Here is a 21978-nt window from a genome sequence, read left to right as displayed (position 1 = left end):
TTCAGGTATCAATAATTTTCCAGCAAGCCATACCATTATAGGATCCTTTTGCGGTCTGGCAAAAGGCGACCATTTTGTGATCAGCTTTACACTTTTGTTTTCATCCTCCGCGTTTTTCCCTGCTAAGTGGTAATGTGTTTTCAAATTAATGAAACTGCATTTTAATTAATGAAAAGGAAGCCATAACAACGGCTAATTTCATGCTACTTATGGGGTGAATCATGGCAAAAGGTTCTCAGATTCAATTTAATTTCCACACCGTTCAGGATCGTCAGACCGGTGCGCGCGTCACACGCCTGACGCCTCCCGACGTTCTGTGTCATCGTAATTACTTCTATCAGAAATGCTTTACGCGTGACGGAAACCGGTTGTTGTTTGCCGGTGAGTTTGACGGCAACCGTAATTATTACCTGCTGGATTTAACGACGCAGAAAGCGGTTCAGCTCACACAAGGAAAAGGTGATAACACCTTCGGTGGCTTCCTTTCCCCGGACGATCAGTTTCTGTATTACGTGAAGAATGAGCGCAGCCTGCAACGGGTAAAACTGGCCGACTTCAGCGAGGAAACGGTTTATCAGGTGCCGCAGGAGTGGGTCGGATATGGTACCTGGGTAGCAAACAGTGAATGCACCAGCCTGGTTGGGATTGAAATCAGTCGCGAAGACTGGAAGCCTCTGTCTGACTGGAAAATATTCCAGGAGTTTTATCACAGCAATCCGCACTGCCGTCTTCTGTGCGTTGACTTACTCAATGGGAAATCCCGCGTTATCCACGAGAAAAACGAATGGCTGGGACACCCGATTTATCGGCCGTTCGATGACAATACGGTCGCGTTCTGCCACGAAGGCCCGCACGATTTAGTCGATGCACGCATGTGGCTGGTGAATGAGGACGGCAGTAATGTGCGTAAAGTAAAAGAACACGCGCCGGGTGAAAGCTGCACACATGAATTCTGGGTGCCGGACGGTTCCGCGCTGGTGTATGTTTCGTATCTGAAAGGTCAGCACGATCGCTATATCCGCCGTTTTGATCCACAAACCGGTGAAGATATCAGCCTGATGACTATGCCTGCATGTTCCCATCTGATGAGTAACGGGGACGGCTCGCTGCTGGTCGGCGATGGATCCGGTACGCCGGTGGATGTGAAAGATACGGCCAGCCATACGATTGAAAACGACCCGTGGTTATATATCTTCGATGCAAAAACTCGCCAGCATGCACCACTGGCGGCGCATAACAGTTCCTGGCAGGTGCTGGACGGTGACCGCCAGGTGACACATCCTCATCCCTCGTTTTCGCCGGATGATCGCCACGTATTGTTCACCACCGATTATGAAGGCTTACCTGCGCTTTATCTGGCCGAAATCCCTGAAGCCCTGCTCAGTTCATTACGAAAGGACTAAGGTATGTTTACGTTTAAAAAAGATATTCCCTTGCAAGATTTGGGCAACGGTGTGAGCCGTCGCGTTCTGGCCCATGACGGCACAATGATGGCCGTGGAAGTGTATTTCGAAGAAGGCGCGGTCGGCCCGATGCATAACCACGTTCATGAGCAACTCACGTACGTGCTGTCCGGCCGCTTTAAATTTACCATCGGTGAAGAAACTCATGAGGTGACCGCAGGAGATACACTCTATAAAAAACCGTACATTATGCACGGCTGCGTGTGTCTGGAAAAAGGCGTTTTGCTGGATACCTTCACGCCTCAGCGGCAGGATTTTCTCTGACTAACAGCAAATTTGATCAATAAAAAAACCGGTGATATCACCGGTTTTTTATCATGGTAAAAATGAAATCTTACGCGAGGATCTCACGGACGAAGTTTTCGATTTCTTTGTTCTGGCAGTTTTCGAAGAAACATTTCTGGAAACGCTCACCGGTCACGGCGGTTTTCACCAGCTCCGGATCAATCGCGCGCAATGTGTCGAGATAGTTTTCTTTCACCACCGCTGCTTTTACCTGATTAAGGATCCCTGCGTTCCTCACCTGAGGTTCTTTACGGTCAGCCGGATAGCCCTGGCCTTTGACGCCGGTGAAGGCTTTCTCAAAGATAAAACGCACGTTCAGCTCAGCGCCCCAGCCAAAACCCTTGGCGAAAGGCAGTGACAGCGCGTTGCCATTATTAATTTGCGCGAAGAGGAATGCATCTGCCGGATCGATACAATAACCGCAGTTAACGCCCGGATGAATATTCAGCGACATGAGCGCACCCTGCCCGGTTCCGCAGCCAGCTACGACAAAATCCACCGCTTTGGAATTGAGCAAAATACTGGCCATAATGCCCAGATGGATGTAAGTCAGGTGGTGATCCTGCTCATCTGACATGCCCACGTTGTATACCGGGTACTCTTTTTCCGATGCTACGGCGTTCAGCTCTTTCAGGATAATCGCGTTTTTTGCGGCCTGACTGTTTTCCATCATCAATGCAATTTTCATAAGATTCTCTCGTTAGGGCAGCGGGCAGGCCCGCTGCATAGGATCAACGGTTCAACATTGTGCGCAATTAACGCGCCAGCCAGCCGCCATCAACGGCAATGGTGTAGCCATTAATGTAGTCAGAGGCCGGTGAAGAAAGGAAAACGACAGGTCCCATCAGGTCCGATGGCAAGCCCCAGCGTCCGGCAGGTATGCGGCCAAGAATTTCTTCGCTGCGGGCTTCATCCGCGCGAAGTTGCTGAGTATTGTTCGTTGCCATATACCCCGGCGCGATAGCATTCACATTGATGCTGTGCTTAGCCCATTCGTTCGCCAGCAGGCGGGTAACCCCCATGACGGCACTTTTCGACGCGGTGTATGAAGGCACGCGGATGCCGCCCTGATAGGAAAGCATGGACGCAATATTGATAATTTTGCCGCCAGTGCCCTGCGCGATAAATTGTTTTGCGACCGCCTGAGACATGAAAAAGACGGATTTGATGTTGAGGTTCATCACGTCATCCCAGTTCTTTTCACTAAATTCAATCGCGTCTTCACGGCGGATGATCCCGGCGTTGTTGACCAGAATATCCAGATGCCCCATTTCTGCGACGGCGCGTTCCAGCAGCGCGGGGATCACTTTGGTATCGCTCAGATCAGCGGTCAGGCTGAGGAAACGACGCCCGGTCGCCCCTACACGCTCAATGGTTTCTGTCGGTTCAACAATATTGATACCGACAATGTCGCAACCCGCTTCAGCCAGACCGACTGCCATGCCCTGACCCAGACCGGTATCGCATCCGGTCACTATCGCGACTTTTCCCTTCAGAGAAAAATTATCCAGAATCATGATGTTTCCTTTATTCATAAGACGGAGGCAAATACGCTTTCCGTAGGACTTAATGGTTGTCGGGCTCTGCCCGGCGCCGAACTCATGAAAGGAAGTTTAGCGATAAAATTCGCTCAACTCAACAAATTGAAACGTCATTTCAATTTATGTGAACTTTGATGTCGTTTTTTGTTGGGTTGATCACGTCCTGAAGGACATCGTTGTGCTGATGCCAAAAAAATGGGCCGGAAACTGTGAAAAAAGTGCGAGAAAAAGCGGGATGAATGGATTCACCGGAAGGATTTGGAAATGACAGGGAAAGGCTGATTTCACTGCCCGGCAGGAAACCGGGCCCGTGGTGCACACTTGCAGAATGAAGTGAGAGGATATTTAGTGCAGGCAACCCTGGCATTCAGCGCCCATATTCAGGCCACGACGCCAGTCACCGGGAGTCTGGCCAAACTGACGTTTGAAACTGCGGGTGAAAGACTGCTGTGAATCGAAGCCCAGAGAAATCGCAACGCTGACAATCGGTTCGCCACTGCTGGCCAGCATGTCGGCAGATTTCTTCAGCTTTTTCTCGCGAATGAACTCGCCCATGGGCAAGCCGGTGTGTTCCTTAAACATCCGTTGCAGATACCAGCGTGAATAACCTGCACGCTTGGCCACCGTTTTGATATCCAGTCGCTCTTCCAGATTGTGATCGATCCAGTCGATCAGGTCGTGAATGAAATCCTCGGTTCTCATGAACATTCTCCCGCTCTTATTTTGTTTGTGCCCCCGAGGGCAACTCGTCTTTTTATAAACTGACGTAGTTTTTGCTTAAATGCAAGTTTTACTATTGCATTTAATTTGCCGTTACAGGATAGTCTCGTTTCCCCAAGTAAACGTTCTGTAAAATAGCACAGAAAGTGTAACAGTAATTCTTGCACTTTAGTAGGCGCATCCTTACAATCCCCTCGAATCAATTGTATCAGTATTTGATACATTATTGTGCTGATGAACAGCGCAAGTCCCAAAAAAGTCAGATCAGGCAAAGGACGTTACCCGGTGGACAGGCCGGTGTATTGCCTGACAGCACTTACTCACTGGAAATAAAAATAATGATGAACCTGAAAAATTCACAGGTTGTTGTACGCGGCCGTTCCGGCGGTACGCATTTAACGTTGCGCCTTTCCGGGGTTGCACTGATGGTTGCCCTGCTCGCCGGGTGTGACAACAGTGTGGCGCAAAATGCCGCACCACCTGCACCGCAGGTCACTGCGGCAGATGTCTTAATCAAGCAAATCAGCCAGTGGGATGCATTCAACGGCCGCGTGGAGGCAGTACAAAGTGTTCAGCTTCGCCCGCGGGTGTCCGGATATATCGATAAAGTGAATTATCAGGAAGGTCAGGAAGTGAAAAAGGGTCAGGTGCTATTCACCATTGATGACCGGACTTACCGGGCCTCGCAGGAACAAGCCCAGGCAGAGTTGGTGAGGGCGCGTAACCAGGCCAGTCTGGCAAGAAGTGAATCCGCACGAACCGAAGCGTTGATCGGCACGCAGGCAGTTTCGAAAGAAATCGCTGAGCAGCGCCGCTCGGCGGCTTCGCAGGCGCAGTCAGACGTGCTGGCTGCTCAGGCACAGCTGGATATGGCGCAGTTAAACCTCGATTTCACCCGTGTCACTTCCCCGATTGATGGGCGTGCCAGTCGTGCGATGATCACGACCGGCAATTTAGTGACCGCCGGAGACACCGCGAGTGTACTGACGACGCTGGTTTCTCTCGATACTGTCTACGTTTATTTCGATGTCGATGAGGGAACTTACCTGCGTTATCAGGCGCTGGCTCGTGACGGGAAACTCAATGACAGCCCGCAAAACCGCCTGCCGGTTCATGTCGGTCTGGTGGGTGAGAACGGCTACCCGCATCAGGGCGTGGTGGATTTCACCGACAATCAGCTTAATTCCGGCACTGGCACCATCCGCATGCGCGCCCTGCTGGATAACCGCGACCGCACCTTTACCCCGGGTTTATTTGCCCGCGTCCAGTTGCCGGGTAGTGCAGAGTTTAATGCGATGCTGGTCGATGACAAAGCGGTGCTGACCGATCAGGACCGTAAATTCGTTTATGTCGTGGATAAAGACGGTAAAGCTCAGCGGCGCGATGTCGTGGTCGGGCGTATGTCCGGCGGGTTGCGCATTGTGCAAAAAGGCCTGGAAGCCGGCGACCGCGTGATTATCGACGGCGTGCAGAAAGTGTTTATGCCGGGTATGCCAGTGAATGCCAAAACGGTGAACATGGCCGCCAATATCGTCTCCCCTGCCCCAGCAGCTGTTCAATAACAGAGAATCCTGACTCATGGACTTTTCCCGATTTTTCATCGACAGGCCGATCTTTGCGGCGGTTTTGTCAATTTTGATTTTAGTTACCGGGGCGATTGCGATCCCCCTGCTGCCCGTCAGCGAATACCCGAACGTAGTGCCGCCGAGTGTGCAGGTTCGCGCTGAATATCCGGGTGCAAACCCGAAAGTGATTGCGGAAACCGTGGCGACGCCACTGGAAGAAGCGATCAACGGCGTCGAAAACATGGTTTACATGAAATCTGTAGCCGGTTCTGATGGTGTGCTGGTGACAACGGTAACCTTCCGCCCGGGCACAGATCCGGATCAGGCGCAGGTTCAGGTACAGAACCGTGTGGCACAGGCTGAAGCGCGGTTACCGGAAGATGTGCGCCGCCAGGGCGTGACAACGCAGAAACAGTCACCAACGTTAACGCTGGTGGTACATCTGGTGTCACCAAACGGTAAGTACGATTCCCTGTATCTGAGTAACTACGCAACACTGAAAGTAAAAGATGAGCTGGCGCGTTTGCCCGGTGTCGGGCAGATCCAGATTTTCGGTGCAGGCGAATACGCCATGCGCGTCTGGCTGGATCCTAACAAAGTCGCGGCGCGCGGGCTGACGGCTTCGGACGTGGTTAAGGCAATGCAGGAGCAAAACGTGCAAGTGTCTGCGGGTCAGTTAGGCGCAGAACCTATGCCGAAAGACAGCGATTATCTGCTTTCAATCAACGCCCAGGGGCGCCTGAAAGACGAAGATGAGTTCGGCAAAATCATCCTGAAAAGCGGCGACAATGGCGAGATCGTGCGCCTGCGTGATGTTGCCCGCATTGAAATGGGGTCCGGAAGTTACGCCCTGCGCTCTCAGCTTAATAACAAAGATGCGGTGGGGATTGGCATCTTCCAGGCACCAGGTGCGAATGCGATCGATTTGTCCGATGCTGTACGCGCCAAAATGGCCGAACTCTCCACCCGCTTCCCGGAAGGAATGACCTGGCGCGCACCTTACGACCCAACGGTATTCGTTCGCGATTCCATCAGCGCGGTGGTTCATACATTGCTCGAAGCCGTGGTGCTGGTTGTGCTGGTGGTGATTCTCTTCCTGCAAACCTGGCGTGCGTCGATCATTCCGTTACTGGCAGTGCCGATTTCGGTCATCGGGACATTCAGTATTCTGTATTTACTTGGTTTTTCACTCAACACGCTTAGCCTGTTTGGGCTGGTATTGGCGATAGGGATAGTGGTCGATGACGCCATTGTGGTGGTGGAAAACGTCGAGCGAAATATCGAGGAAGGTTTAGCACCGCGAGAGGCCGCGCATCAGGCAATGCGGGAGGTTTCCGGGCCTATCGTCGCGATCGCGCTGGTACTGTGTGCGGTATTCGTACCGATGGCATTTCTGTCGGGCGTAACCGGTCAGTTCTACAAACAGTTTGCGGTTACCATCGCCATCTCTACCGTGATTTCCGCCATTAACTCACTGACGCTTTCCCCTGCGCTGGCGGCGCTGCTGTTGAAATCACACGGTGCGCCGAAAGATATGCCATCACGGTTGATTGACCGGCTGTTCGGCTGGATTTTCCGCCCGTTCAACCGCTTCTTTAATGCCAGTTCGCACCGCTATCAGAATGCGGTATCGAAAACCCTGGGGCGTCGTGGCGCTGTATTTGGTGTCTACGTTTTACTGCTGTGCGCGGCAGCATTCATGTTTAAAGCTGTGCCGGGCGGTTTTATTCCAACACAGGACAAATTGTATCTGATTGCTGGTGTGAAAATGCCGGAAGGGGCCTCTTTGTCACGTACTGATGCGGTGATCCGCAAAATCAGTGCGATGGGGTTAAGTACGGATGGCGTGATTGATGCGGTGGCCTTCCCCGGCCTGAATGCGTTGCAGTTCACCAACACACCGAATACCGGTACGGTGTTCTTCGCGCTGAAACCGCTGAGTGAACGTACACGCACGGCGGCCCAGATTAACGCAGAAATCAATGCCAAGATCTCACAAATCCAGGAAGGTTTTGCCTTCTCGATAATGCCGCCGCCGATCCTCGGCTTAGGCCAGGGTTCAGGTTATTCCCTGTATGTGCAGGATCGTGCAGGGCTGGGCTATGGTGCATTGCAGACTGCGATTAACACGATGTCTGGCGCTATCATGCAAACGCCGGGAATGGGATATCCCATTTCTTCTTATCAGGCTAACGTTCCGCAGCTTGACGCGCATATCGACCGTGATAAGGCCAAGGCTCAGGGGGTGTCGCTTGATGACCTGTTCAGCACTTTGCAGGTGTATCTGGGTTCGTCTTATATCAACGATTTCAACCGGTTCGGGCGGACCTGGAAAGTAATGGCGCAGGCCGATGGTCAGTTCCGTGACAGCGTGGAAGATATCGCTAATCTGCGTACGCGTAATGATAAAGGTGAGATGGTACCGATTGGCAGTATGCTGAATATTACGACGACCTACGGTCCGGACCCTGTGATTCGCTATAACGGCTATCCGGCTGCAGATTTAATTGGCGATGCAGACCCGCGTGTGCTGTCTTCGACGCAAGCCATGACAGAACTGACGGCAATGTCGAAAAACCTGCTGCCAAACGGCATGAATATCGAATGGACAGATCTGAGCTATCAGCAGTCGACACAAGGCAATGCAGCGCTGATTGTCTTCCCGATGTCTGTATTGCTGGCGTTTCTGGTGCTGGCAGCATTGTATGAAAGCTGGACGCTGCCGCTGGCGGTGATCCTGATTGTGCCGATGACGATGCTTTCCGCATTGTTTGGCGTGTGGCTGACCGGTGGGGATAACAACGTATTCGTGCAGGTCGGGCTAGTTGTGCTGATGGGGCTGGCCTGTAAGAACGCCATCCTGATTGTCGAGTTTGCCCGTGAGCTGGAAATGCAGGGTAAAGGGATTATCGAATCGGCGCTTGAAGCTTGCCGTTTGCGTCTGCGCCCGATTGTGATGACGTCGATTGCCTTTATTGCCGGCACTATCCCGCTGATCCTGGGGCATGGCGCGGGTGCAGAAGTGCGTGGCGTTACCGGGATTACCGTATTCTCCGGCATGCTGGGCGTTACGCTGTTCGGCCTGTTCCTGACACCTGTTTTCTATGTGGCCCTGCGTAAGCTGGTCACCCGCAAGAAAACGGCGTTAGAAACGCAAACTGCCTGATGCTCAAAAATTAAAAGTGTTAAATGCAAAAAGCCGGGATGACCTCCCGGCTTTTTTATCTCATTCGTTTACCCAATGGTTATTTCGAACAGAGCGAATTGTCGGCGTATTCAGCCGCTAAGTCTTTAGTACATTTATACTTTCCGCCCCGTTCGAACTCAGCCAGCGCATCCGCAACGGTGTGTCGCGCCAGAACCTGAAACGAGGCTTCTTCCGCTTCACTGACAATATTTTTGAAGTATGTGCAGGCATTTGCACTGACGACGCAGCGAGCAGGTACATCAGGGCGAGCGGCCCACAGACGTTTATCTTCGATCACGGCACAATAAATGTCGCGCAGAGAAATTTCTTCTGCCGGCCGGCCAAGGTTAATCGAGCCTGTTCGGCCAAGAGTGGACACGATAATGCCATGCTGAGTCAGCGGCACCATCAATTTGCGGATAAAGCTGGAGTTAGCTTCCAGACCGGTGGCTAAAATTGCACTGGTGCAGCGCTGACCAGCCTTTTGGGACTGTGCGATACAAAACACCATCTGCATAGCTGTCGGAAAGCGATAATCTAACATGTCATTGTCCTGAGAAACCAAGCCCCTAGATAAAGTACCGTATCACAGAGAAATAGCCCTGTACGTGATCTGGTCAATAATATAACAAATACCCGGCCTTTTGTACACGCAGTTTATCAATACATTTCAATAATGTAGGGCACAAAACGCTTAATAAACAGCCCTGCATAATTCCTCTTTTCACTTCTTTAAATTCAAGTGGTTGAGAGAAACTCCTGCAGAATCAGGCAAGGAATTTAAGCGATTCTAACCGAAATTGTTCTAAATGACTTAACCGAAATATCACCACAGGTTAAACGAAAGTCCTATCTCTCTTGAAATCTGCGGGCAGATTTATGATCATTCGCGCACTTTTGCAGCCCTCAGATAAGGCAGTTATTGAATGTTTTGGTATTTAGCAGGATTTTTCTTGCTACTTTGGTTGTTGGCAGGGCTGATTTATAACAGGTTGGCGGCTTCAAGTGAAAAGGATGCTGCAGATAAAAGCGAAACCGAAGAGTGCTTTTATGATTAACGATCTGTACATTAACAAACAAAATACAATTTATTCTCTATATAAAAAGCCCATCCTAAGATGGGCTTTGAATGTTGTTTATCAGATGTTAGATCAGAAAGAATCAGAACTGATATACCAAACCTACAGCAACGATATCATCGGTAGAGATACCTGCTGCCTGATAGAAGTCATCATCGCCGTCCAGTAAGTTTATTTTATAATCTACATAAGCAGACATATTCTTATTGAAGGAGTAGTTGGTACCGACTGAAACATATTTAACCAGGTCTTTGTCATTCCAGTCTGAATTTACATGGATGTCGCTATTCAGATCCTTACCTTTGGATTGCAGGTAAGAAATTTCAGGACGTAAACCGAAGTCAAACTGATATTGCGCAGTAACTTCAAAGTTCTGCGTTTTATTGGCAATAAGATTGTCATAGTTGCTGCCAAAACCGGTCATGTTGCGTGTTTCAGAATACATGGTTGCCAGGTAGACATTATTAGCGTCATATTTTGCGCCAATAGTCCATACGTCAGCTTTATCACCATCCGCAGTAGACAGGTTTACCTGATCATTCGTGCGGTCAGAAGATGCGTATGCTGCACCGGCGCTGATCCCCATACCGAAATCATAAGTGGTGGACAGCGCATAACCGTCACCATTTTGTTTACGGATAGAGCGGTCACCGTTATTTGTCCCTTCACCGGTTACATTACCGTCATTTGCGCCCTGATATTGCAGTGCAAAGTTCAGCCCCTTCACTTCACCGAAGAAGTCAGTGTTGCGGTAAGTGGCTACGCCATTGGTACGGCCAACCATGAAGTTATCTGCGGTGGTATAGGTATCGCCACCGAACTCTGGCAGCATATCCGTCCAGGCTTCAACGTCATACACAACACCGTAGTTACGGCCATAATCAAATGAACCGTATTCGCCAAGTTTCAGGCCTGCAAAGCCCAGACGTGTGGCGTTGCCAGCAGTGCTATCTTCAGTATTATTAACCTGAATATTGTATTCCCACTGCCCGTAGCCGGTCAGTTGATCGCTGATCTGTGTTTCGCCCTTGAAGCCTACACGTGCGTAGGTCTGGTCACCATCTTTGCTGGAATCGTCAGAGAAATAATGCAAACCATCAACCTTGCCGTACAGATCAAGTTTGTTGCCATCTTTATTATAAACTTCTGCAGAATGGGCTGCGCCTGCAACCAGTAATGCGGGGATAACCAATGCCAGTGCTTTTAATTTCATGATGTTATTCCTTTATCATTTAATTGAATGCTTTAAGTTTTTATATATAATTTACGTATGACTTGATGCTCGCAATAATATTACGCATATAGTTCCGTAGTGCTGTATATAAATTATCGTTTTTCATTTTATTATTTATTGCTAGATATTTCCATTCAAGAAATTAATATTTAAGATGAATGTGTATTTAGATTTATATAAAAATCATATTTATATTAATGAGCTTGGTTGTGATATTTTATTTATCGTTTCGTGGCATCATCACCACGAAACGATTTACCCTTCCTGATTTTATATTCACATTCAGTTGCCGTATTCCCTGTCCACGGCTTTACTCATTTGCCTCGTCTTAGCACGGGGCTTTTTTTTTTGCATAAAAAAACCCACAACCGGCGAAAGTTATGGGCTCAACAAATGAGAGAGAACTAAAAAATTCCTACGACGAGGTCAGAGAGACTTTCCACAACAACCTGCATACTGATGCCGGAACTGCTTAATCAGCAATGTCAGCACCCGTTATACAGGGGACTACAAGCACTATCAGGAGAAGGTTTGCCAGTTGCACAGTTCGTTCCAGTAACTGAACCTTAATAAACGCATATAGCGGTCAGTGGCGTCGAAACCAGGTCGGGTCACTGTTCCCCAGGTCAATACCGTAAAGACACCCGGTTGCCAGAAAGCTTTCCAGCAAGCGGTACGTGTCCTGCGCGTTTTCCTCAGGTTGGCGGAGCACTTCGCGATGCATAATTCGCTGCCACCACGAGCGGTGCTGAGCTTTTTGTACAGTCTTTGACATACAGGCCTCCGGAAGATGGCTGGGGTCTTTGTGAAAAACAATGACATGCAATGTTTATCGGATGTCATCAGTTAACCCTGTCTGGGCTGTGAAATGAACCAACGATTTATGCTTTCTATATGAGGTTTTGAACTATAACTTCCCGGACCATATCCCTTCGCAGAACAGTTTTGCACAGGCCTGGCTATTTTGATGGCGCAAAGCAGGATCTCCGGGCTCACAGGCGAGTTGTACAATTATGCCAGTGAAACACTGCCCCATAAGCGTTGCAGAGATATCATCGCGGAACAGCGCGTTTTGCTGGCTGAATGCCAGGTTTCCGGCAATCAGGGCGGATAACAGGCTTTGTGTTTCCCGTGCATGAGGCGGCGACAGCAATATCTGCTGAGTCATCTCGGTGTTTTCGGCAAAAAAATTGAGCAATTTGCGAAAACTCAGCGCTACGCGATCAATAACCTGATTTTCAGCCACCTGTGGCGCTATTTTTAATGAATACACCACTGTTTCCATGCGTTCCCGGAAAGCAGCAATATCGTCTTCGGTCATCTTTTGTCCTTTATCGTTTTGCAATTTCTTCATCCTGCCTGACTGATTTTCATAAATGTACCGTGCTACCTATTTGAATTCTATAAGTTAATGACCGTTGCTAACAATTGCACATAGGACGCTATAGGCGTAAACCAGTCAGTAGCTCACGTAATGGCGCCGGGTAGAGTATGCCGTGCCTTACGCGCAGCACCTGAGAACGATACCGAATACATAGAGGATAGTTGTATGTCTAAAAATGGAAAAGTGGCTTTAGTTACAGGTGGTGGTCAGGGGATCGGCCGTGCAATTGCACTGCGTCTGGCGAAGGATGGTTTTGCTGTCGCGGTTGTGGATTACAATGGCGAAACGGCAAAAAAAGTCGCCGAAGAAATTAACCATGCCGGCGGTAAAGCCATTGCCCAACTGGCCGATGTTTCAGACCGGGAACAAGTTTTTGCTGCCGTCGAGGCGGCAACCAAACAGCTGGGTGGTTTTGATGTGATCGTCAATAATGCCGGGATTGCCCCGACAACACTGATCGAAGACATCACGCCAGAGATTGTTGATAAAGTCTACAATATCAATGTTAAAGGCGTTATCTGGGGGATTCAGGCAGCGGTTAAAGCGTTCAAGTCCCTGGGACACGGTGGTAAAATCATTAACGCCTCCTCACAGGCCGGGCATGTGGGTAATCCTGAACTGGCGATCTACAGTTCGAGCAAATTTGCTGTGCGTGGCCTGACACAGACGGCCGCCCGCGATCTGGCCCCGCTGGGTGTGACTGTCAACGCCTATTGCCCCGGGATTGTGAAAACGCCAATGTGGGAAGAAATTGACCGTCAGGTCTCTGCCGCAGCAGGTAAGCCAGTGGGTTATGGTACGCAGGAATTTGCTAAAAATATCACCCTGAAACGTCTTTCCGAACCGGAGGATGTTGCGGCGTGTGTTTCTTATCTTGCCGGCCCTGACTCTGACTATATGACCGGTCAGGCATTGCTGATAGATGGCGGTATGGTATTCAATTGATCCCCCTTCCCGCCGGCCAGGCCTCTCAATGTGAGAGGCTTTTTTATTCCTGTCGTGTTTTTGCTCAGTGTCTTGCTAAAGGAATGTAGTATTCACAAGTCACGCCGTTGAGGGCAGATTCGCGCGAGTACTTTTCCAGATCCGGCTGGATGATAAATTCAAGCCCAAGGGTCGGCAGGAACACCGAATACAGGTACAGAATAAAATCGTTCAGCCGGCTGAGATCGTAAGGATAATTGATCTTAAGATACCGGCTGGCCGGAACCACAATCGTATGGGACTCGCTGAGCCTGACCTGCTGTGCGACGGTATATTCCATCTGTAATGCATTAGCGACTTCATCATGTGTATCAGGCCGGCAATCAGATAATCCCCAGACCGGCGCCAGCAGCGATTCGGGTGTTTCCAGATAACGTAGTAGTTCTGCACGATGGACGTGGTTTTTACTGTTGAACAGGGCTTCAATCGGATAGGAGTGCGTTACGGTGTCACCTTCAAATGCCATTTCCGGCAGTTCAACAATTTCATATTCCGGCTGTGGAAACTCATCGACAGTCAACGGCGCGGTGATCCCGTTCATCGTCCACGAGGCATTGCGGCGATACATTCCCGGCGTTTCGGCAAAATTCTTTTTAAATGAGCGGGTAAATGTTTGCTGCGAATCGTAAGAATAATACAGCGAGATATCGAGGATCGGCATATTAGTCAGACGTAACGCAATAGCTGCCATTGTCAGACGGCGGTCGCGTATATATTTACCCAGCGCGTAACCTGTTTTGCTTTTAAACAAACGCTGAAGATACCATGGGGAGTAGCCGGTTTTCTTCGAGGCTTTTTCCATGGTCAGGCGATCACTCAGGTTGACTTCGATCCAGTAAAGTAACTCTTTGATCAAGTCGTCATGAAAATCGGGTTTCTGCTCGCTGTGCAAAATGAACTCCCTGTGCTGCTATAGTGCCGCGTAATTTAGTGCGCGACAGATTTTGAAAACACATTCACTACAATGACACCGGCGATAATCAACCCGAGGCCGATCATTGCTGGCGTATCCAGTTTTTGTCCGTAACCAAACCACCCAATGGCAGAGACCAGAATAATTCCCACACCGGACCAGATGGCGTAAGCGATACCGGTCGGCAACGTTTTCAGGGTCAGTGACAATAAGAAGATTGCAATCGTATAACCGATCAGCGTGACGACGCTTGGCCATAAACGGGTGAATCCTTCCGAGCTTTTCAAACTGCTTGTCGCGATAACTTCAGCCAAAATAGCCAGCCCAAGCAGTAAATAAGTCTTAAACATCAGATGTTTCCTTACAAATCGTTTTGCCTGTGTACAGTTCATTTTGGATCGCGCGATCCAGATTGTATTCAGCGCAGGCGGCGGTTAATCCGAGGGACTCAAGGCGTGACATGGCATCCATGCTGCTGCTCAGGCCTATCAGGCGCCAGGAAATATGTTCCGGGGCTTCTCCGGCAACAAACTCCCCCTTTTGCCGGCCAAATACGATGGTGTCGGAGACCAGTTCATGCCAGTCAGCCACGGAAAGTGCGAAGGCGGCTTTCATCAGTGGATCCTGCTCTGTCAGTAACATGGCTTCATGCCACAAGGGAATGGCCATCAGAGATTCGTCATCCTGTGGGTCAACCAGAAGAAGAGTTAACTGTTCACGGGCCGTTAAACGCTGGCATCTTTCCAGCAGCTGAGCTTTCAGGATCTCCATGACCCGCGTATAGGCCTGCGCGCGCAATTCGGCTGCACTCGAAAAATGATGATGGACCTGGCCCGTCGCAGCACCGGCTTCCTGAGCGACACGCCGGACAGTTGTTGCGGCCAACCCTTCACGCCTTGCGATGCGCGCGGCAGCTTCAAGAATGTTAGCGCGACGGGCTTCTTTACACAGATAGGCCACTGAATAATCCGAAGCAATGGGAGTAGCTGAGGATAATGCCAAGACTTGGACGGATGTTCAAGTTTTTTGAGAACGTTCATTCACCTGTGATTTTATATAGGTAAATGACTTGCATTTTGGGGTGAAAGCGTACCCGCCAAAGCTTATAAAAAGCTTACGGCGGGAGTAGTTATTTATCTGAGCAGGCAAAACTGACGGCGGATTTTGAGTCGCCCGTTCCTTTATAGCGGGGGTATAGCGGATAATCGCACAGCGGCATTTCGCGGCCTGCAGTGGCTTTGTTGGTATCAATCATTACCTGCTGGCCGGGGTCAATACCGTGATCGACCCATTTATCCAGAGCGCCGAGTGAATCCCAGCTTACCCGAAATACACCGCTGCTGTGCGTGAATCCTGGCGCGAGATATAAGCGGGCAAACTGATGTAACTCTTTTTCTCCGAAGCGGGTTCTGAGCTTTTCATAATATGCCACCGTATTCCCCGGTGGGACTGACACATCTGCCATCCCGTGCATCAGTAAAAGTTTGCCTCCGTGATGAACAAAAGCACTTATGTCAGCGTCGTTATTGTCCACCTGAGCGGCCAGTTCTTGCAGCCTTGCCTCATGGGTTGCTGGGTTAAACGTCAGCGAATCGAAACTCGCGTCACGTGTGACTTCGTAGCGTACTGCCTCGTCGCCCATCATATAAGGAAAGGAAATGATGAGATTATTTCCTGCCGGTTGGGGTTTATCGGCACTGTTTCCAAATACACTAACCAGCCCCGGGGCATCCGCACCTAACAATACCGGCCAGCGTGCAAAGTGGTCTCCGGTAGGCAGTTTTACGCCCAGCGGAATCGGTTTATTCAGCATCTGCAGTAGCGAGATTTGCGTATCCGAAAGGCAGTTATTGCCGGTATCTTTACCGTCCGGGCAGCGCAGATGAGTCAGTTTAAAGGTTGCGCTGCAGGCATCCGTGTTGGCGACCACGCCATCAGCCAGACCATCCAGTTTATCGCAGGCACCGGTAACTGCATTGGCGATCAGGGCCGCTTTCAGCGGGGAAATCCATGCACCAGGTGTATTGTAAATTGCCTGCCCGATGCTGATCCCCGCCATATGTAGTTCGACGACGTTGTAAACAGGATGAATAGCAATGGCGCCATCATAGTCGAGAGGGAAGCGTTGAATGGCGGCGAGTGCTTCATGGCCGCCTTGTGAGTTCCCCTGAAAATACATGCGGGAAGGTTTTTTACCATAAGCCTGTGTGATAAGCGCGACGGCAACGTCATGCGTTTTCTTTATTTGCGCACCGGAAAAATTTTCCCAGGCTTCGGCATTTAGCGTAAAGGAAGCATCTGAAACGCCCCCCTGGTGGCCAGAATCGCTGCCGAAAGTGGCATAACCTTGTTTCAGAGCTCCGGGTGTAGCTGCTGGCGCCAGGCGAGCTGTGTCAGCATCTTTCACAGCACCGTCGAAACCGCTACCACCGAGTTGCAAAGCTTTACCATTCCAGCTAAATGGCAGGTAAAGCTGGAAGTTAATGTCCGGAGCTTTCAGGTCAATGGGTTTGATCTGCCCTTCCACTTTGCAATGCTGGCTATTCAACCCTGCTATTGCAACGTTTGTTACCACGGCACCCCGCGTAGGCAGCCCGATGCGGGACGCATCGATGCGAACATTTTTCAGTGCAATGCATTGTTGTTGGGTTAGCGCATTTGGTTGCGCAGCAAAGGTTGTGCTGGTGAGTAAAACCAATAAGCCGCTACAGAGAAATACTTTCATCAGGCTGCGTTCATTCCATGGACGTAATGGCGGCAGTTTGTCATTAATTGGAATTTGAAAAAAGCCTCTATTTTAGTTACAACATTCTAATAACGCATAAAAATAATAACTGAGAAAACTTAAACTTCCGTGAAATATTCGATTCAACAGGAAATCAGTGCAGCTCAGTCTTCAGAGCCACGGGGTTCGAGATCCAATGATGTAAAAAACCACGATAAGGGTTTAATTCATTGTTTGTATTGAAATTTAATGCCCCAGCATATTTATATGACCATGTATCAGCGGCGATAATCTTGCCAGATGCTCCTCATTTGGCTCTGCCACATAGCGACCATAGTTTTCTGTCTGTTCGCTGGTCAGAAAGTCATCATTCATTGCGCATCCTTTCGTAAACGGGTGTTCTGTTCTCTTTTTAACTGTCTCAAATGTTATAAATTTTGAGACCATTAAAAACGACTTAAAACGTGTGTATCAAAAATCGTGTGGGCGTAAACCTCACTTGAAATCAGATATGGCGATGATGCTTATTCACCAGAAACAACCAGCCAGATTGATGATAGAAAAGGCAGGTATTTCTCGGGCAACCTACTTTCGTTTAAAGAGGAAAGCCAGCCACATTGATTAACGAATACTACTTACTCTTCGACTTCAAGGTTATTTATTAGCCGTTGTAATAACGAAATCAGTGCAGAGCATTCCTCTATGTTCATCCCATGGGTTGCCAGTTCAACTACACCTTTTATCTGACAGCAGTTCGCGGACAAGCTGAAGGGTTATGTGAGCGGCACAATTGCCAGTGTCACGCATCGTCTGAATACCAGCCTGCTGGAGGGAATGAATAACAGGACCAAGGTGATAAAACGAATGGCTTATGGATACCGGGATAACGACTACTTTTTTATGAAGATAAAAGCAGCGTTTCCCGGTAAGGCGCGATGAACCAAAAAATAGGCTTAGCGTGGTTTATTTGGATTAATAACTTAGCTCAGCGCTGCAATTTTTGGTGCAGCAACTTCTGCCGGTTTATTGGTGAAACGCGTAACGGCGGTCAGCAGCACCGCGATCACCAGAGAACTGCCCATGAAGACGTAAGAAGCCTGCGGACCGTTGAAGACGCCGTTCAGGTAACCGACGATCCACGATCCGACAAAAGAACCGAGTGCGCCGAAGCTGACGATAAATGCCATCGCACCGGCCATCACATTGCGCGGCAGCAACTCGGGAATGGCGGCAAAGAACGGGCCGTAGGGTGTATACATCGCGCCACCGGCGATCACCAATAACACATATGACACCCAGAAATGATTCGCGCCCACGGTAAACGACGCACAGAAGCACACCGCGCCCAGCCCGAGGAACAGCAACACAATCAGCTTACGTTGCTGGTATTTATCAGAGAACCAGGACGCCCCGAGCATCAGCGGCACCGCCAGCAGATAAGGCGCAGCGGAAAGCCAGCCGGTCGCCACAATCCCCATACCAGAAGCAGTTTTCAGGATCGACGGCAGCCACATAATGAAACCGTACATACCGATGTTCCAGAAGAAGTGGATAAACGACAGCGACAGCACTTTGCGTGAACGCAGCGCTTCGCCATAATTTTTCACCGGCTTCATTTCGGCCTGTTCCGCCGCCAGCGACTCTTCAAGCGCCACTTTCTCCTGCTCGCTCAGCCATTTTGCATCTGCCGGACGATCAACAAATATCACCCACCAGATAGCCGCCCAGATAATCGCAGGAACGCCTTCGATGATAAACATCCCGCGCCAGCCAAGGGCATCCACCAAATAACCTGAAAGGATAGACATCCACAATACGGTGATCGGATTACCAAGAAACAGGAAAGTGTTGGCTTTCGAGCGTTCCTGCTTAGTGAACCAATGGCTGAGGAAGACCAGCATCGCAGGCATCACCACGCTTTCGGCCACGCCGAGCAGGAAACGAATAACCGCCAGCGCCACCACGCTGTGAACCATGCCGGTGGCAGTGGCTAAAACGCCCCACAGGATCAGGCTCCAGAAAATCAGTTTTTTGGCGCTGCGTTTTTCGGCATAAATCCCGCCCGGCACCTGAAAGAAGAAATAGCCTAGGAAGAACAAGGCGCCAAGCAGTGATGAAATGCCCGGCGTAATATTTAAATCCTGCGCCAACCCGGAGGCGGCACCAAACCCATAATTGGCACGGTCAAGATACGCGAGACTGTAGGTGATAAACGCCAGCGGAATAAGCTTACGCCAGCGCAGCGGTGCCAGTTTTTGAGGCAAATTGAGGTTCATATGTCGGTTCTCTGAGTTTTAGTATTACCTGCCAGAATGCCTTCTGGCGTCGTTTTTTAGCGCCAATGTGGATCGTATCATCCTGTCATACACCAACTTGTATGACATCATTCATGTTTAAAGATGCACCACTGAAATGCGCCGGGCAATCATCAGACTGGCGAAGTAAAATCTGCGTCACAAAATTCTTTTTTTAGCAGGCAGTGGCTCATAAGCCCGCAAAAACCGGCGGGATAACTTCACACCCGCCGCCTGACGTGCTATATCTCTGGCCGTTGTAGGACAACTTATGGCGACGGACAAGATGAGTATTCAATCGATCCAAAAACACAATGTGGTGAATGCGGTTTACGATCAGATCAAGGAAAAACTGCTTGATGGCAGCTGGCCGCCGGGTAGCAAACTCCCCTCGGAGGCGGAACTGACCGCATCGTTTAACGTCAGCCGCGTCAGCATCCGCAGTGCGGTGCAGCGGTTGCGGGATCTCGGCATTGTGGTGACGCAACAGGGCAAAGGCAGTTTTGTCAGCCAGAACCTCAGTCAGCAAACTCTGCTCAATGAACAGCAGCCGATCATGCACCTGAGCCGCGAAGAGTTTCACGACATGATGGTATTCCGTCAGACGGTGGAATTTAAGTGCATGGAGCTGGCGGTCATCAACGCCACGGCGGAAGACATCACCGCGCTGGAACAGGCGCTGAACCGTATGCTGGTCAATAAAGATGACTACAAAAAGTACTCACAGGCCGACTTCGACTTTCATCTGGCGATCGCCAAAGCCTCGCAGAACAAAGTGTTCTACAACGTGATGAATTCGATTAAAGACATCTATTACTACTATCTGGAAGAGCTGAACCGTGCGCTGGGGATTACGCTGGAAAGCGTCGAAGCGCACATCAAAGTGTTTATGGCGATCAAAAACCGCGACTCTTCAACAGCGGTTGCCGTACTCAATGACGCGATGTCCGACAACGTGACGGCCATCGAAAAGCTCAAACAGTCCCTGCCGGACGCCAAATAAGCGCCATACTCAGCGCCAGAATTTGCACTCTGGCGCTGAACCTTTCCGGACTTTACGGACGTGACGCCGTACCATCAGGTGTCCGCGCCATCGTCCAGGAAGGAATACCGCCGACGCACGGATACTGTGCCGCTTTTTTCTCGTCGATATCTATCCCCAGCCCTGGACGGTCGCTCAGATAGGCATAACCCTGATCGATTTCCGCACATCCCGGGAACACATCACGCAGCGCATCGTTCACCGGCGTATATTCCTGAATACCGAAATTGGTCACGCTCATGTCCAGGTGCAAATTGGCACAAACACCGACCGGCGAAATATCGCCCGGCCCGTGCCACGCGGTGCGCACACCGTGCAGTTCGCTGAGCGTCGCCAGTTTTTTCGCCGGCGTGATGCCGCCGATGGTGCTGACGTGACAGCGGATATAGTCGATCAGGTTATTGGTAATAAGCGGCTTCCAGTCATTGACGTTGGTAAACAGCTCGCCCATCGAAATCGGTGTGGAAGACTGCTGACGCAACATTTTCAGCCATTCGATATTTTCCGGCGCAACCGGATCCTCGAGATAAAACAGCTGATATTGCTCGAGCGTTTTCGCCAGTTGAACGGACGCAATCGGCTGCACGCGTTCGTGAACGTCGTGGATAAATTCGATGCCAAACCCGAGTTTATTACGCAGATGATCAAACAGACGCGGCACGCTTTTAACGTAAGATTCCGGGTCAAAATAAATCCCCGGCGTACTGGAGCGCGGCGAGCGTTTAGGCTGAATATTTTTGGCACGTGCCAGACGGGTGGCAATAAGCTTCATGTCGTCAGTCCCTGCTCCACCGTACATCCCCATCTGGCAGCGCACATACTGATAGCCCTCCTCCATGCGCGCACGGATATTGTCTTCCACTTCAAACTCATCGCCGCCGTCCGTGTGTACATACAGCGGAATACCGTCGCGGCATTTTCCGCCCAGCAGTTCATACACCGGCATGCCGGCCAGCTTTCCTTTGATATCCCACAGCGCCATGTCCACGCCGGAAAGCGCGTTGTTCATAATGGGGCCACTACGCCAGTAACCACTGACGCAGGCTGACTGCCAGATATCTTCAATACGCGTCGGATCCTTACCGATTAAAAACGGTTCCATGTATTCATCAATGGCGGTTTTCACCGCATGAATACGCTGGGTAAACGTGGCGCAGCCTAATCCGTATAAACCCGGCTGGTTGGTTTCCACTTTCACCACCGCGAGATCGATACCTCCGGGTGCCGTCAGAATGGTTTTCACCGCGGTGATTTTAAGATTACTCACAGTAACTCCTTAATATGTATGTCAGACCCGATAACGTCTTTTCCTGATGTGGCGCTCGCCACACAGCGAATGAATAACTCTTAGCGCAGTTATATCTATCAACTCAACTGTCGTCCTACAAGTTATTTTGTTTATATCACCCCTGAACAAACCGCCAAAGCCCGGTGAAGAGATTTTGTGCACTCGATCATACAATCTGCCGGAACAAAATTATTTGCTTGTTTTATAAAGACTAAATAAATTAATGCGATTTTTCATTCTAAAATTGTGTGACGAAGATGGCAAATAACTTACC

The 21978-nt window shown here is 50.0% G+C and carries 21 protein-coding genes and 1 pseudogene; 8 read left to right on the top strand and 14 right to left on the bottom strand.

The window, feature by feature from the left end; translation table 11 throughout:
* Positions 1-221 precede the first annotated feature (221 nt).
* Both CWS43_RS21340 and CWS43_RS21335 read left to right on the top strand, forming a co-directional pair.
* Positions 222-1403, top strand: a complete 1182-nt coding sequence (locus tag CWS43_RS21340) for an oligogalacturonate lyase family protein (RefSeq protein WP_101079132.1) — start codon at positions 222-224, stop codon at positions 1401-1403.
* Positions 1404-1406: 3 nt separating this feature from the next.
* Entirely contained in the window at positions 1407-1727 is a 321-nt protein-coding gene (locus CWS43_RS21335; RefSeq protein ID WP_101079131.1) for a cupin domain-containing protein, read from the top strand.
* Between the two features lie 70 nt (positions 1728-1797).
* Here CWS43_RS21335 and CWS43_RS21330 read toward each other — a convergent pair whose 3' ends face one another.
* From CWS43_RS21330 to CWS43_RS21320, 3 genes are all read right to left on the bottom strand, one after another.
* A complete protein-coding gene (locus tag CWS43_RS21330; RefSeq protein WP_101079130.1) occupies positions 1798-2436 on the bottom strand; it encodes an RpiB/LacA/LacB family sugar-phosphate isomerase in 639 nt (212 codons plus the stop codon).
* A 67-nt stretch (positions 2437-2503) separates the two neighbouring features.
* Complete coding sequence (gene kduD, locus CWS43_RS21325; RefSeq protein WP_101079129.1) at positions 2504-3265, bottom strand: 2-dehydro-3-deoxy-D-gluconate 5-dehydrogenase KduD; 762 nt, start codon at positions 3263-3265, stop codon at positions 2504-2506.
* Positions 3266-3634: 369 nt separating this feature from the next.
* Entirely contained in the window at positions 3635-3991 is a 357-nt protein-coding gene (locus CWS43_RS21320) for a helix-turn-helix domain-containing protein (RefSeq protein WP_101079128.1), read from the bottom strand.
* A gap of 359 nt (positions 3992-4350) precedes the next feature.
* Here CWS43_RS21320 and CWS43_RS21315 point away from each other — a divergent pair, with 359 nt between their 5' ends.
* Positions 4351-5571 carry an efflux RND transporter periplasmic adaptor subunit gene (locus tag CWS43_RS21315; RefSeq protein ID WP_369825915.1) on the top strand — a complete coding sequence of 407 codons (1221 nt, stop codon included), beginning with the start codon at positions 4351-4353 and terminating at the stop codon, positions 5569-5571.
* A gap of 16 nt (positions 5572-5587) precedes the next feature.
* Positions 5588-8740 carry an efflux RND transporter permease subunit gene (locus CWS43_RS21310; protein WP_101079127.1) on the top strand — a complete coding sequence of 1051 codons (3153 nt, stop codon included), beginning with the start codon at positions 5588-5590 and terminating at the stop codon, positions 8738-8740.
* Positions 8741-8819: 79 nt separating this feature from the next.
* Here CWS43_RS21310 and CWS43_RS21305 read toward each other — a convergent pair whose 3' ends face one another.
* Positions 8820-9305: an Rrf2 family transcriptional regulator gene (locus tag CWS43_RS21305; protein WP_101079126.1), complete on the bottom strand. Its 486-nt coding sequence runs from the start codon at positions 9303-9305 to the stop codon at positions 8820-8822.
* A gap of 382 nt (positions 9306-9687) precedes the next feature.
* On the opposite strand from CWS43_RS21305, the gene CWS43_RS27705 reads away from it, so the two are divergent.
* Complete coding sequence (locus CWS43_RS27705) at positions 9688-9819, top strand: hypothetical protein (protein WP_255414167.1); 132 nt, start codon at positions 9688-9690, stop codon at positions 9817-9819.
* A gap of 103 nt (positions 9820-9922) precedes the next feature.
* Here CWS43_RS27705 and ompC read toward each other — a convergent pair whose 3' ends face one another.
* From ompC to CWS43_RS21290, 3 genes are all read right to left on the bottom strand, one after another.
* Positions 9923-11053, bottom strand: a complete 1131-nt coding sequence (gene ompC / locus CWS43_RS21300) for a porin OmpC (protein ID WP_101079125.1) — start codon at positions 11051-11053, stop codon at positions 9923-9925.
* Positions 11054-11660: 607 nt separating this feature from the next.
* On the bottom strand, positions 11661-11849 hold the full coding sequence (locus CWS43_RS21295) for a hypothetical protein (RefSeq protein ID WP_101079124.1): 189 nt from the start codon (positions 11847-11849) through the stop codon (positions 11661-11663).
* Between the two features lie 132 nt (positions 11850-11981).
* Positions 11982-12395, bottom strand: a complete 414-nt coding sequence (locus CWS43_RS21290) for a hypothetical protein (protein WP_101079123.1) — start codon at positions 12393-12395, stop codon at positions 11982-11984.
* 228 nt (positions 12396-12623) lie between these two features.
* Here CWS43_RS21290 and CWS43_RS21285 point away from each other — a divergent pair, with 228 nt between their 5' ends.
* Complete coding sequence (locus CWS43_RS21285) at positions 12624-13403, top strand: (S)-acetoin forming diacetyl reductase (protein ID WP_101079122.1); 780 nt, start codon at positions 12624-12626, stop codon at positions 13401-13403.
* 64 nt (positions 13404-13467) lie between these two features.
* Here the strand turns inward: CWS43_RS21285 and CWS43_RS21280 are convergent, their stop codons facing one another.
* From CWS43_RS21280 to CWS43_RS27610, 5 genes are all read right to left on the bottom strand, one after another.
* Entirely contained in the window at positions 13468-14334 is an 867-nt protein-coding gene (locus CWS43_RS21280; RefSeq protein WP_101079121.1) for a helix-turn-helix domain-containing protein, read from the bottom strand.
* Positions 14335-14369: 35 nt separating this feature from the next.
* Entirely contained in the window at positions 14370-14705 is a 336-nt protein-coding gene (locus CWS43_RS21275; RefSeq protein WP_101079120.1) for an SMR family transporter, read from the bottom strand.
* A complete protein-coding gene (locus tag CWS43_RS21270; RefSeq protein WP_101079119.1) occupies positions 14698-15315 on the bottom strand; it encodes a TetR family transcriptional regulator in 618 nt (205 codons plus the stop codon). Before CWS43_RS21270 ends, CWS43_RS21275 begins: the two co-directional genes overlap by 8 nt.
* A gap of 169 nt (positions 15316-15484) precedes the next feature.
* Complete coding sequence (locus CWS43_RS21265) at positions 15485-17080, bottom strand: tannase/feruloyl esterase family alpha/beta hydrolase (protein ID WP_101079118.1); 1596 nt, start codon at positions 17078-17080, stop codon at positions 15485-15487.
* 246 nt (positions 17081-17326) lie between these two features.
* Positions 17327-17455, bottom strand: a complete 129-nt coding sequence (locus CWS43_RS27610; protein WP_232777132.1) for a transposase — start codon at positions 17453-17455, stop codon at positions 17327-17329.
* A 378-nt stretch (positions 17456-17833) separates the two neighbouring features.
* On the opposite strand from CWS43_RS27610, the pseudogene CWS43_RS21260 reads away from it, so the two are divergent.
* Positions 17834-18019: pseudogene (locus CWS43_RS21260) on the top strand (transposase); the annotation flags it as partial.
* Between the two features lie 41 nt (positions 18020-18060).
* Here CWS43_RS21260 and CWS43_RS21255 read toward each other — a convergent pair.
* Complete coding sequence (locus tag CWS43_RS21255) at positions 18061-19356, bottom strand: MFS transporter (protein ID WP_101079117.1); 1296 nt, start codon at positions 19354-19356, stop codon at positions 18061-18063.
* A gap of 304 nt (positions 19357-19660) precedes the next feature.
* On the opposite strand from CWS43_RS21255, the gene CWS43_RS21250 reads away from it, so the two are divergent.
* A complete protein-coding gene (locus tag CWS43_RS21250; protein ID WP_101079186.1) occupies positions 19661-20377 on the top strand; it encodes a FadR/GntR family transcriptional regulator in 717 nt (238 codons plus the stop codon).
* Between the two features lie 52 nt (positions 20378-20429).
* Here the strand turns inward: CWS43_RS21250 and CWS43_RS21245 are convergent, their stop codons facing one another.
* A complete protein-coding gene (locus tag CWS43_RS21245) occupies positions 20430-21683 on the bottom strand; it encodes an enolase C-terminal domain-like protein (protein ID WP_101079116.1) in 1254 nt (417 codons plus the stop codon).
* Positions 21684-21978: the final 295 nt, after the last annotated feature.

The sequence above is a fragment of the Rahnella sp. AA genome, from assembly GCF_002834385.1.
Taxonomy (GTDB): Bacteria; Pseudomonadota; Gammaproteobacteria; order Enterobacterales; family Enterobacteriaceae; genus Rahnella.
Note: the sequence above shows the minus strand (reverse complement) of the source record. Positions and strands in the feature narration are given on the sequence as shown.